The organism is Streptomyces echinoruber (assembly GCF_014651135.1).
GTDB classification, from domain to species: Bacteria; Actinomycetota; Actinomycetes; order Streptomycetales; family Streptomycetaceae; genus Streptomyces; species Streptomyces echinoruber.
This window is the reverse complement of sequence record NZ_BMWH01000005.1, coordinates 157047-169164: the sequence shown is the minus strand read 5'-3', so window position 1 is coordinate 169164 and position 12118 is coordinate 157047. Positions and strand designations below refer to the sequence as shown.

The 12118-nt window shown below is 69.3% G+C and carries 14 protein-coding genes and 1 pseudogene; 3 read left to right on the top strand and 12 right to left on the bottom strand.

Features of this window, described 5'->3' with window-relative positions; all coding sequences use genetic code 11:
- Window positions 1-294 precede the first annotated feature (294 nt).
- Entirely contained in the window at window positions 295-447 is a 153-nt protein-coding gene (locus IE225_RS09750; RefSeq protein WP_190056989.1) for a hypothetical protein, read from the top strand.
- 5 nt (window positions 448-452) lie between these two features.
- Here the strand turns inward: IE225_RS09750 and IE225_RS33010 are convergent.
- From IE225_RS33010 to IE225_RS09695, 12 genes and pseudogenes are all read right to left on the bottom strand, one after another.
- A pseudogene (locus tag IE225_RS33010) lies at window positions 453-989 on the bottom strand (formylglycine-generating enzyme family protein); the annotation flags it as partial.
- 27 nt (window positions 990-1016) lie between these two features.
- Window positions 1017-1367 (bottom strand): helix-turn-helix domain-containing protein, encoded by a 351-nt coding sequence (locus IE225_RS33005; RefSeq protein ID WP_229879364.1) that lies wholly within the window; start codon window positions 1365-1367, stop codon window positions 1017-1019.
- 11 nt (window positions 1368-1378) lie between these two features.
- Window positions 1379-2155: an aminotransferase class IV family protein gene (locus IE225_RS09740; protein WP_190056988.1), complete on the bottom strand. Its 777-nt coding sequence runs from the start codon at window positions 2153-2155 to the stop codon at window positions 1379-1381.
- Window positions 2156-2266: 111 nt separating this feature from the next.
- Complete coding sequence (locus IE225_RS09735) at window positions 2267-2446, bottom strand: hypothetical protein (RefSeq protein WP_190057136.1); 180 nt, start codon at window positions 2444-2446, stop codon at window positions 2267-2269.
- A gap of 4 nt (window positions 2447-2450) precedes the next feature.
- Complete coding sequence (locus IE225_RS09730; RefSeq protein WP_190056987.1) at window positions 2451-3296, bottom strand: SDR family oxidoreductase; 846 nt, start codon at window positions 3294-3296, stop codon at window positions 2451-2453.
- A 240-nt stretch (window positions 3297-3536) separates the two neighbouring features.
- The gene (locus tag IE225_RS09725) at window positions 3537-3998 is read right to left on the bottom strand and encodes a GNAT family N-acetyltransferase (protein ID WP_190056986.1); all 462 of its coding nucleotides are present in this window, start codon (window positions 3996-3998) and stop codon (window positions 3537-3539) included.
- Window positions 3999-4055: 57 nt separating this feature from the next.
- Complete coding sequence (locus IE225_RS09720; RefSeq protein ID WP_190056985.1) at window positions 4056-5378, bottom strand: UDP-glucose dehydrogenase family protein; 1323 nt, start codon at window positions 5376-5378, stop codon at window positions 4056-4058.
- A 92-nt stretch (window positions 5379-5470) separates the two neighbouring features.
- On the bottom strand, window positions 5471-6709 hold the full coding sequence (locus IE225_RS09715; protein ID WP_190056984.1) for an SIR2 family protein: 1239 nt from the start codon (window positions 6707-6709) through the stop codon (window positions 5471-5473).
- Window positions 6710-6888: 179 nt separating this feature from the next.
- On the bottom strand, window positions 6889-8139 hold the full coding sequence (locus IE225_RS09710; protein ID WP_190056983.1) for an aminotransferase class III-fold pyridoxal phosphate-dependent enzyme: 1251 nt from the start codon (window positions 8137-8139) through the stop codon (window positions 6889-6891).
- Window positions 8140-8315: 176 nt separating this feature from the next.
- Window positions 8316-8705 (bottom strand): hypothetical protein, encoded by a 390-nt coding sequence (locus tag IE225_RS09705; protein WP_190056982.1) that lies wholly within the window; start codon window positions 8703-8705, stop codon window positions 8316-8318.
- 336 nt (window positions 8706-9041) lie between these two features.
- Entirely contained in the window at window positions 9042-9581 is a 540-nt protein-coding gene (locus IE225_RS09700) for a hypothetical protein (RefSeq protein WP_229879362.1), read from the bottom strand.
- A complete protein-coding gene (locus IE225_RS09695; protein ID WP_190056981.1) occupies window positions 9578-10504 on the bottom strand; it encodes an ATP-binding protein in 927 nt (308 codons plus the stop codon). Before IE225_RS09695 ends, IE225_RS09700 begins: the two co-directional genes overlap by 4 nt.
- Before the next feature lie 180 nt (window positions 10505-10684).
- Between IE225_RS09695 and IE225_RS09690 the strand changes: the two genes are divergently transcribed.
- Window positions 10685-11668: a helix-turn-helix domain-containing protein gene (locus IE225_RS09690; RefSeq protein WP_308432471.1), complete on the top strand. Its 984-nt coding sequence runs from the start codon at window positions 10685-10687 to the stop codon at window positions 11666-11668.
- Entirely contained in the window at window positions 11665-11907 is a 243-nt protein-coding gene (locus IE225_RS09685) for a DUF397 domain-containing protein (RefSeq protein WP_190056980.1), read from the top strand. The genes IE225_RS09690 and IE225_RS09685 overlap by 4 nt, the downstream gene beginning before the upstream one ends.
- Window positions 11908-12118: the final 211 nt, after the last annotated feature.

The window sequence follows — 12118 nt, the reverse complement described above, 5'->3', positions numbered from 1 at the left end:
CGGACCCCACACGCCGCACGATCCACGACCGGCCGCGAGCCGCAAGAGCCCGGGACGTGCTGGGAGCGCGTGCGGGCGGTCGTCGCGCCCGCCCGCACGCCGCGGAAGGCGACGAACGCCGACAAACACCAAAAACGCCGATGAACACCGGCACGAGGGTGAACCCGGAGTTCCAAAGCGGCGCGTACGCGCTGATCTCCGGGACGGAGAGAGGCGCAGCGGTCGGGCAGGACCCGGGCAGGCACCACGGCCTTCGGCAGCAACCGGCTCGACGTCCTCGGCTCCACGCACGCCTTGGCCGACCGGCTCGACGTCCTCGGCTCCACGCACGCCTTGGCCGACCGGCTCGACGTCCTCGGCTCCACGCACGCCTTGGCCGACCGGCTCGACGTCCTCGGCTCCACGCACGCCTTGGCCGACCGGCTCGACGCGCACCCGACCAAGTAGCCGCTTTACAAGCCCACGCTGACGCAGCGGAACCCGGTGTCGTTGTCCGACATGGTCGCGTTGGCGTCGTTCCGGAGCGATGGCGCGGCCCGCGTGAACGGGCTGGTGAAGGCGCTGCCCTTGAGTTCATAGCGGCCGGGCGCGGATTCCGTGGCGCACCACTCCCAGGTGTTCCCGCACATGTCGTACACCCCGTAGGGGCTCACCCCTGACTGGTAGCGCGTGACGGGGGTGGTGTGCCCTATGTCGGAATCCAGGACGTTGCACTTGGCAGCCGTCGGCGCATCGCCCCATGGGGAGGTGCGGCCCTTGGGTCCGCGTGCTGCCTTCTCCCACTGCCGGCTCGTCGGCAGCGTCTTCCCGGCCCAATCGGCGTAGGCGGCCGCGTCGTGCCAGGTCACCCACACCACAGGGTGGTCGAGGATGCTGTCGGGGCATCGGCCGTCCGGCCAGTGCTGGGGAGCCCGGTGACCCGTCGCCCGCACGAATCCGGCGTAGTCCGCGTTCGTCGTCGGGTACACGTCGATCAGGAAAGTCTCAAGCCAGACGGGTTTGTTGTCCGGGCCGGCTCAGTAGATGCCCTCCTCCACGGGCACCATCAGCTTCCCGCCGACGGGGCTCTTGACGTACTGCGCTTCCCGGCGTAGAAGCTGCTCGGCGCGCGGGTCGTGAGCGGCTGCCGCTTGCTCGGTGATCAGAGTCGCGAAACGCTCCTGCACCGCGGGTCCGGCGACGGCGAGCATCGTGTCCAGCGCGCTCTGGTACATGGCGCGTGGGGTGATCGTCTCTCCGCGCTTCTCCCACTTGACCAGCATCCGGTGACTGACGCCGACCTCTGCGGCGAAGTCCCGGCCGTTCATCCGCGTGGCGAGACGAAAGGCCTTGACCTCTCGTCCCGTCCACCGCGCAACCCCCGTCACGGTTTGCTTTCCTACAGTCGTTCGCCCGGGATGGCGAGGTAGGCGTCCCGCAGTTGGGTCAGCACCGGGTGCTCCGTGGTCATCGGCACGTCGTCGATCGCGGAGATCGCGCGGACGCCGATCGTCGTGTTGGTCGCGAAGGCGGCCTGCATGCCCTGCGCGTCGGCGAGGGTGACGGGCGCGGTGTGGTGCTGCCCGATCTGCTGGAGCAGTGCCATGGTGACGCCGGGCAGTACCTCGGCCTTCGGCCACACGACGCCGTCTTCGCCGATGAAGGCGACATTCCACGTGCCGCCCTCCGAGATGCGGTCGTCAGCCCCGACGAAGAGGGCGTCGTCGAAGCCGTCGAGGAGCGCGGTGCGCCGCGCGTGAAGGGCTCCGAAGAGGCCGGCGTGCTTGACCATGGGCACGTCCCGCTCGTAGCGGACCGACTTCACGCGCAGTGGAGGCAGTGGCAGGGCGGCCGCCGGCCGGACGGTCACCAGCACGTTCGGGTTGGTCGCCTTGTCGGGGCGCCCCATTTCCACGGCCGGGTCGAACACGGTGATGCGGACGACGAACGACCCGGTCAGCTCGCCGGCGACGTGACGGACGTAGCCGCGCACCTTCTCCGGGTCCAACTCGGCGCCCAGCACGGTCTTGCAGTCTCTGACCAGGCGCTCAAGGTGGAGACTCAGGCCGCGTACACGCTGGTCGTCGACGCGCATCGAGGTGAAGTGACCGTAGTTCGTCAGCGCCAGAGTCAGCAGGGCATCGGGGTCAACGGGTCGTCCGTTCAGTTCCGCCATGTTCCTCAGGATGGCAGCGAGTCGAGTTCCTTGAGAGGGCGGTACGTGACGTGGTGCCCGTTTCGGGCTTTTGGGTGGGGCTGTCGGGCTGGTCGTGGACTGACCAGCCGGCTACGACTGCAGCTTGGTGAACAAGCCCTGCTCGGGCTCGATCAGGATTCCTCGTTCGGCCGGCCGCTTGAGCTTGAGCCGGACGTTGTTGACATTGCTGGGTGCGATCTCCAGGTCCATCGCTTCGCCCGCTGCATCGCACTGCAGGTGCTTGTTGTCCCTCGCTGGCAGTATGCGCACCAACTCACGGGCTGACGGGCTGGGCGACCGGAACGAGACAGAACTGCCGGGCCCCTCGCAGCGTGGTGCGCAGTTTCCGCTGGGTCGCCCGACTGTCGAGACGCACGTCGAGGGCTCCGGGAAGTGGGCTGTCGGCGCGCAGGCCGGTACGCAGCCGGGAGGCGTCGAGACCGTCACGCCTTGCGATGAGGACGCCGAGTTCGTGACGGCTCAGCGCATCGGGCCCTGCGAGATGGTGGATGCCGGCCGCATCGCCCGACGCCAGCTCCAGAAGAGCGGCGGCCAGGTCGGTGACATGCACCGGGCAGCGGATGTCGTCGGTGAACAGGACTCCGTTCCGGCGGCCGGTGGCGAGTTCGTGCACGAAGTGCTCGTGCACGGAACGCCCATGGCCGATGATCAGCGAGGTGCGGGCGACCACTGCTTCGGGGTGTACGGCGAGGACCGCGGTCTCCGCCGCCGCCTTCGCCGCTCCGTACGGGGTGACGGGGTCAGGCAGGCTGGACTCGTCGTAGTGCGTCCGAGCACCGGAGAACACAGCGTCACTGGAGACGTGCACCAGGCGGCTCCCGTACTTCGCCGCGGCCGTCGCGATCCGGGCGGGCCCCTCCGCCGTGACCGCCCAATCGTCCTTGCCGCTCGACGCGTTGACGACGAGGTGCGGGCGCACCTCGGCCATCACATCGTCCAGGCGTCGCGCATCCTGCAGATCAAGGGCGTACCACGCGACCTGGGAGGCGTCGCCGGGTCTTGTCGCGTACGTCGCGGCCGTGGCGTGCCCGGCCGACCTCGCCTGCCGGATCAGTTCGGCTCCCAGGAAGCCGCTGCCGCCGATGATCAGAACTGTCATGGGCGACACGGTAGACCGCGCCCGGAGCGCACCGGCGGAGGCCGAGTCTTCCGGCTCGTCCGACTTGGCGGGCGGCCCGGCCCGCGACGCGCCACCGCTCGACGGCGGAGGCGGTCGCCCCAGCCCCTGTGACCGCCTTCGCTGCCGGTGCCCCGGATCTGGTCATGACCGCCGTGGCGGAGCGCACGGGCCGCGCGGTCCGCCGGCCGCTCCGCCGACCCTGATCACCCTCCTGCCCGGTCACTTCTCGGGCTTCCAGACGTAGCGGACGTCCGGCTCTCGCTCATCGTTGCGCAGGCCGTCCGTTCGCTCGACCTCGATGAAGCCGTGCCGTTGGTAGAACCGCCGCGCCGGTTCGTTGACCTGGAACGTCCACAGCGCCAGTCCATCTGGCTGTCGCTGCTTGGCCAGCGCCATGAACCGATCCCCCAGCCCTCGCCCGCGCCAGTCCGGTTCGAGGTAGAGCTGCTTCAGCTCCGGGCCGTCGAGCACCAGGAGTCCCACCACGCTGTTCTCGCTGACCGCCACCCAGGTCTCGTACCGAGGCACAAGCACGCGTGAGAACCAGTCGCGTACCTCGGCGTCGTCGTGCGCGCAACGCACCGACGGCAGCGCGGCCGCGAAGGAGCGCAGCCATACATCGGCCGCGGGGAGCGCGTCGGCGTGGCCCGCACGGCGGAGGACAACATCGTCACCGTTCATAGCGCGAAACCTTCCAAGTTGACGTGCTGCGGGGTCCGGGCCGCCCGGAGTCCGGCGCTACTTCCCGGGTCGCCCAAGCTGGTGGACGGTCCAGCCGGCCGCGCGCCACGACTTGGGGTCGAGAGTGGTGCGGCAGTCGACGAGCAAGGGGGTAGCGGGGCGGTTCACGAGGGCCTGCGGGTCGGCCTGCTGGTACTCGGGCCACTCGGTGGCCAGAACGACGAGATCGGCGCTGTCGAGAGAAGCGGAAAGGTCGTCGGTGTAGTCGAACTCGGGGTTGCGGACCATCGCCGTGGTCACGGCCTGAGGGTCGTGGATGGTGACGGTGACGCCGGCCTGCTGGAGGGCTTGCGCCAGGGCGAGGGCCGGGCTCTCGCGGACGTCGTTGGTGCCGGGCTTGAACGCCGCGCCCCACACGGTGACGCGGGCTCCCTTGAGGGGGCTGTCGCCCAGGGCGCGGGCGATGAGGGCCAAGGCGACGTCCGTGCGACTTTCGTTGATCTTCTCGGCGGCCCGCAGGAGAACTGCGGCCTGCTCGGCACCGAGCTGCCGGGCGGAGGCGGTGAAGGCGCGGACGTCCTTGGGGAGGCAGCCGCCGCCGTAGCCGATACCGGGCCGCATGCCACCGCTGCCGATGCGCGGGTCGATCCCCAGGATTTCCACGATCTGGGAGACGTCGCCGCCGGCGGCCTCGCACATGTCGGCGACCGCGTTGATGTAGCTGATCTTCAGGCCGAGGAAGGTGTTCGCCGCGCCCTTGGCGAGCTCGGCGGTTTGCGGGTCGGTAACGAAGATCGGCACGCCGGCGTCCAGGATGGGGGCGTAAACGGCGCGGATCGCTTTCTCCGCCTCCGCTGTGGTGAGACCGGCGATGATGCGATCCGGGCGCAGGGTGTCGTCGACGGCGTGTCCCTCACGGAGGAACTCCGGGTTCCACACGACGTCGACGCGTTCACCGGCGGGGGCGAGACGCTGGGCGAGGGCGGTGACCTGGCTGGTGGTGCCGACGGTGACCGTGCTCTTCCCGACGATCGTGCACGGCCGGTCGAGATGCGGGGCGAGCCGGCGGATGGCGCCGTACACCTGTCCGGTGTCGTAGGAGCGGCCGTCGGCGTCGATGGGGGTTCCGACGCCGATGAAGTGCAACTCGGCGAAGGCGGCGGCCTCGGGGATGCTGGTGGTGAAGCGCAGACGCCCGCTCGCGGTGTGGCGGGCGAGCAGTTCGGGGAGACCGGCCTCGTAGATGGGGCATTCGCCGGCGTTGAGCTGGTCGACCTTGGCCTGGTCGACGTCCACGCCGATGACCTCGTGGCCGAGTTCGGCCATCGCCGCCGCGTGCGGGATGCCGAGGTGACCACAGCCGATCACGGAAACGCGCATGGCAGGTCCTTGTCCGGTCGGGGGCACACCGTGCCCGATGTGCCCCCAGACGCTATCGGTGCGGAAGCGGGGCGGGGGTGTCCCGCCGTCAATCAGACGTTTACGCTGAGGAGTTCGGCCAGGTGAAGCAGGGCAGGGGTGGCCTCGGAGCGGACCACGACATCGCCCTCCCGGGCGCCCTCGATGAGGTAGGGCTTGTAGACGCCGTTCTCGGTGACCCCCTCGGGGTCGAGGTAGAAGATCGGCAGGCCGCGCTCGCGGGCTCGGGCCTGGACCTGGCGCCGGTCGGCGTGCAGACCGATGACGAGCAGGGCCTTGGCGTCGTCGGGGAACGGCATGTGCGGGGTGCGCTGGTCGTAGCGGCGCATGAACGCCTCCTGCAGCCCGGCTCGGGCGAAGAGGCGGTCGAAGTTGTGGGTGGCCACCGGACCCACCATGTGGCCGGCGTCGTGCAGGGCCTTCAGCGCCCGGTGCGCGCTGGTCGGCTCGGCGAGGACCACGGAGCGGAACATGCTCACCATGTCGTCGACCTTGCGGACCGTGTCCGTCAGGATCTCCTTGATGAGGATGTCGGCGGCCGGGGAGAGGGTGAAGGCGTAGCCCTGGGTCAGGTCGTTGCCGGTGCGGGTGGTGACCCGGTAGACCTCGTGCAGCCAGTGCAGCGGCGGGATGCCGGCCTCGATGCTGGTACCGCAGCCGGCTTCGACGACGAACGGCAAGTGGTCCAGCAGGCCGGTCAGGTCGTTGGCGTAGGTCGGGTTGCCGCGTTCCTCCTTGACGCGCATCCCGCCCGCCAGCACGTCCCAGGGGAGGTTCCGTGCGGCCCGAGTGAGGGTGTAGTCCTCGGAGCGGATCGTGACGTCGACCGAGGTGAACCCCTCCGGGGTGTCGCGGTCGGCGCGCTCGTCCTGCGGGTGGATGGTGTGCTCGGTGATCGTGGCGTGCAGGTCGCCGCGGCGCCAGGAGCCGTCGTCGGTGGGCTTCCAGCGGCCGTCGGTGAGCCACTGGTCCAGGTCGCGCCGGTGGGCCGCGATCTCGGTGGCCGGGGCCAGCCACGAGACGTACAGGTACAGCTCCTCCAGCACCAGGCGCTCCATCGGCTGGGTCCGGTCGAGGCCGTAGTGGAGCCGGTAGTGCACGACGCGGCGGCGCCCCGACTCGTCCTCGGTCCACCCGGACAGCTCTCGGTTGGCCGGGTCCTGGGTGCGCCTCCAGATGCCCTCCTCGATGGCTGGGCGGCGCTGGCCGCCGGCCTCCGGGGAGAAGTAGGCGTCCCACATGCGGACCTGCTCGGGGGTCAGGGAGTCGATCACGGGATGGGGCAGGAACACGATGGTCCTCCTTGAGGCAGCGGCCCGTGTGCATCGTGCGCACGCGCCGGTCCGGAAACGCAGGTGGTTCGCGGTTCAACGCGCCCTGTAGGCACGCTGGTTGGAGAAGTTGCGGAATGCCCTCTTGTGTCTGGCAACACGGGCACCCGGAGGACTGCCGGTGTTGCCGGTGGATCGGCCTATCCGTTTCGGGCCAGGTCGGTCACCGCGTCGGAGAGCGCCGCGACGAGGAAGTCCATCTCTTCGTCCGTCGAAGTCAGCGGAGGTGCGACGACCAGGCCCTCACTGCGCGGGTGGCCGGCTCCGGTGAACGGGTAGAAGAAGACGTCGCGCTTCTCGGCCTCCCGCATCAGAGGCCACAGCAAGCCGGGCTGGACTTCGATCCCGTACAGATGTCCGAGGCCCCGGACGTCCCGCACCGGCTCAAGGCCGACCAGGGCTCGAAGGGCGTCTCCGAGCCGTTGCCCACGGGCGGTGAAGGCGTCGAGATCCATGGACTCCAGGTCGTCCAGGACGCCCAGGCAGGCCGCGGCCTGGAGCGGGTGGGTGGCCATGGTGCCCATCGCGGGCAGGGAGTCCGCGTCCTGATGCCTGAGCAGCGGCGCGATCTCGTGCGACACCAGCACGGCGCCCACTCCGGTGTACCCGGCGCCCAACCCCTTGGACAGGATGCACAGGTCCGGCTCGGCGCCGTCCCAGTGGTCGCTGGCCAGGGGCGTGCCGGTACGCCACAACCCGGTCAGCACCTCGTCATGGATGACGAGTACCTCCCTTTCACGGCAGATCTCCGAGACGCGTCGCAGATACCCGTCGGGGGGCACGTAGGCGCCGCCGGTGGTGCCATTGACGGGCTCGATCAGGACCGCGGCCACGTTCTCCGCGCCCCTGTTGTCGATCGCCTTCGCCACCTCGTCGGCACACGAGGCGTCGCACGGGCGCCCTCCGTGGTCGTGCGTCGGCGGGTAGGGCGCCGGGAAGGCCGGACCAAGACCGAGCGCGTCCTCTGGGCGGGGCCGACGGGCGTGGTTGCCGGCGAGGGCGAGGGTGAGCGCGCTGTTCCCGTGGTAGCTCAGGGTGGAGGTCAGGATGTCCCCGCGTCGTTTTCCGCTTCGGACCCGGGTGATGTTGCGGGCCAGGCCCACGGCGACCTCCACGCCGAGCGTCCCGCACGTGGTCAGCGCGACGGCGTCCTCCGGGCGCCCGACCGCGTGGCACAGGCGGTCCATCAGCTCCATCTGGATGTGCGGCTGGACGACGGCGGCGCCCCCGAACGTGTACCGGCGGAACTGCCGCTCGATGCGGGCGAAGACGTTGGGGCTGCTCTGCCCGACGTTCGCACAGAGGAGTCCGCTCGATCCGTCGAAGACGCGGCGTCCGTCAGCGCGCTGAAGCCAGGGGCCGTTCACGGCGACGACTTCGAAGTCCGGCATGGGCCTGGATGACGTCAGCAGCCGCTGGCGACGGGACGAGTACCGATCCACTGGGGTGCCTCCTCGGTCGGGGCGGGTTGGTACGAGAGGACCACCGGACAGCTGCGCGCGGTGATCGACGGTCACCTCGTGCACGCGGTATGCGCGTCGTGCACACGAGGTTTCCTGCGGGTGGCTCAGGTCCGTGCTGCGGTGAAGGCCACCACGGTGGTGAGCCGCAGCTCTCGGACGACCTGGCGGGCGACCACGAAGGGCAGATCCGGGGAGTCGTACATGACCAGGACGTCAGGGTCGGGCGGCCCCTGCTCCCCGGGGCTGGGATGAAGCGTTCCGCGCACGCCGATCTGCTCCGCTTCGCGGACGCGCAGCTCGACGTGGCCTTCGCGCAGTCGCGGGCACAGGCGCGGGACCCGATCCGCACAAGCCCCGCACAGCGGCGGGATCGCGGTTCGCACACCTTCCCAAACCGTGTCCGGCGCGTTGTCGAGCAAGGGAAGGACCCACGCCATTCCCCGCTCGTCCCGCGCGGCCGGCGCTTTGCATCCCGCGCAGAGGAGCTGCTCCATCGTGGTCCTCTGCCGTTGAGGGTGAAGCTTCTCCGCGTAGGCGGGGCCACCGGTGGTTTCCCCTCCGCACCGTTCCCACAGGACGTTGTCGAGGTCCCGGTGAAGCGCGTCCGCCACAGGATTCGCATAGGCGATGCCCGTCGCGGTGACCACGAGATCCGTGGGCGAGGTGATCTCTCCCCTGAAACGGATGTCGTACGGCGCTATCGGTCTGTTCACGAAGTCCTCGCTTTCCGAGGGGTCACCCGCTGCCGGGCCTGATCGGGGCCCGGCAGTGGGGAGGCGGACCGTGCTCGCTGACCTACGAGGGGGGAGGGAGCCTGCGAGCACGGTGTCTCAGGGGGTGATGCCGAGCTGTGCCGCGAGCGCGGCGTGTGGTGTCGGCTCGGGACGGAGCTGGGCCAGGGCTTCGCTGAGCGGCCGCGTCGGAACGAGTCGGTCGCTCGCCGAGGGCCGAAACCAGTACGGGCCCGGAGGGACGGTCCTGTTCAGCGACGGCAGAGTGATCGTGTGCGGAGCGCCCAGGCACACGGCGTGCGGGTGCGGCTCCCACTGCTGGGAGGACCCTGGTGGGACGAGCCAGTAGAACCACCCGCGCTCGGGGTCCTCGATCACGGGCCCGCATCCGCCCTGGATCTCGTCCATGAGAACGACGGCGCTGCGCGCCTGGAGGCCGGAACTGGTGATGACGACGTCGAAGAGGTTGCCGCCGAGACGCACGCGGGTGTCACGGCGGGCCTCGACCGCCAGGAGGGTACGAATCACCTGGGCAAGGTCGGCCATGTCGGCGGCCGGCTGACGAGCGGCGCCGGCGGAGTCGATCAGGCGCTGCATCACCTCGGCACCGGTCGGCAGCGCCTCGACCGGCGCGGTCACGGTTCCACCACCCCGGGACGCAGGATGGCGCGTACCGTTTTGGCGTCGAACTCGGAGCCGACGACGAACCAGGAGAGGGCGGCACCCTGGCGCGCGATCTCCCAGAGGCCACGGCCCAGTTCGCCGGCGACGGCCTTGTCGAAGTTGGGGAACTCCGGGACAGGGTCGGTGACGTCGACGAGCAGTTCGTGAGCCTCGGTGATGCTGAGGCGCGCGCCGAAGGTCTGCCCGGTCCTCCCGGCGGTGAGGGCGTGCTGCACCGCGTTGTCGACGAGGACGTGCAAGACGTCGATCGCGAAGTGCTGGTTGCCAGGCCAGCTCAGTACGGTGAGCAGGGTGCGGGCCTGGATGCGGGCCAAGCCCGCGGCGCTGGGATCGGTGGGGAGATCCATCGGGATCTCGCGCAGGACCGGAGCGGTCACCGCGACGGATTGCATCTCTTCGGGTCCTTTGGTCAGGGGGAGGGTGCACCAGGTGGTTGTGCCGTCCTCGCTCACGCCCCACGACTCGGCCATGACGTCGACGAGGAAGAGGCCGCGTCCGCTCTCGGCGGTGGGCGGGGCGTGGCGCAGGACGGGAGCTTCCGTGGAGCCGTCCCGGACCTCGGTGACGAGGTGCGTGACGGTGAGGTACAGCCGGTAGCGAATCTCGGGGCCGCGGCCGTGCCGAAGGGCGTTGGTGACCAGTTCGGTCGTCAGAAGCTCCTCGGTCTCGATCAGCTCTCCGGCTTCGAGAAGGCCACGCCGTTCCCAGTGGTGCAGCGTGGCCCGGACGATGCGGCGGAGACGACGCGGCCATTCGGCGTCGGCCCGCGTAAGCGTCCCCGGCGTCGAGGCAGGGTCGCGGAGGAAGGACATCTCGTGCCCGGCCCTCACGGCGCGCGGGCTGGTGTACGTCCGCCTGGCAACCGCAGTCGAAGTCATGGCCAGCCTTTCCGCAGGTCGGAACATGTCAAGATGACCGGCGCGGCATCGGGGGCGAACGCCCCTCCGATCGCGCGACGTCGTGGCTCAACTACGGTGCCGTGTGGGAAAGTTATCTCGCAACGGATAGGCCAGTGAATATTCTCCGGAATAGAAAATGGCACATGCCAGGGCGCGCACATGGACTACAACGGCGCGCGCATGGCGTGTCAGACTGCGCGCATCGCCGGTTTCGGCAGGCGCATGAGACGGGAAGGCGGACGCATGGCACAGAAGCCCAGACCGACGGTGCGGCGCATCGAACTGGGTTATGAGTTGCGCCAACTACGCGAGCGAGCCGAGATGACGATGGAGGAAGTCGTCGAGCAAGCCGCCAAGAAGGGCGTGAAGGGCCTCTACTTCGCGAAGCTTCAGCGAGTCGAAACCGGACTGTCGGACCTGCGGTCCGCCTCTGACCTCCGCACGCTCCTCGACCTGTACGGCGTCACGGACGAACGGGACATCGAGCAGCTCCTCGCCATTCAGCGCGAGGCGGCCAGCCAGGACTGGTGGACGCCGTACCGCTCCACCATGCCCTCCGGCATGCCGCGCTTCGTCGGGATCGAGGCCGCGGCCCGCGAGACCTGGGCCTTCCACCCGAGCCTCATCCTCGGCCTGCTGCAAACCGAGGCCTACGCCCGCACCTTGTACCAGTTGGCCCAGCCGATCGAGGAGACCACATCCGAGTTCATCGACCGGAACGTCAAACTGAGGATGCGCCGTCAGGACGCGCTGACGCGGTCCGAAGACCCGCTCGTCCTGCGCGCTGTGCTGTGGGAGCCCGCGCTCCGCTATCTCATCGGTGACGTGGACGTGATGGTCGAGCAGTACGAAGAGATCATCAAGCTGGCCGCCCTCCCCAACGTGACCGTCCAGGTTCTCCCTCTGCTCCCGCCGAAGATCCGCGGCTACCTGCCCTCCCACGACTTCAGCGTGCTGCACCTCAACGGAGATCTTCCTGCGTCCGTGCAGGTGGACAACGCTTGGAGCGCCACCTCCGTGAGTGACAAGCCCCGCGAAGTGGGACGCTTCACGCGGAAGTTCAACGCCATAACAGCTTCGGCGCTCCCGCCGGAGGACACACCAGCGTTTCTTGAGAAGCTGAAACGAGAGATCACCAAATGACCGAAAAGCGCACCTACACGGCACCCGAGCTGACCCGAGCCGGCGCGAAATGGCGCAAGTCGTCGTACTCCGACGGCGCCGGCAACAACTGCATCGAGGCGGCTGCCTTCCCGACCCGGATCGGAGTCCGCGACTCCAAGGACCCGGAGGGTCCCGCGCTCGTCTTCCCGCGGTCTTCCTGGGCCGCCTTCGTGACGGCCGCAGGAGCGGAAGAGTTCGAGGCTGACGCTCGCGCCTGATCCTCACTCGCGTCGAACAGCACGGTGGCCCCCTCAGACACGTTGAGGGGGCCACCTCTGTTCGTACCCCCGTCTTCCTCAATGAGGATGACGGCGCGTAGCCGAGTGTAGGCGAGCACAACTCGGTTGTTCGGACTTCGACCGCGTCTGCCGCCGCGTGTGCACATCCTGCATACGGTCTCGACGGGGCCGATCCGCCTCCGTACGGTTG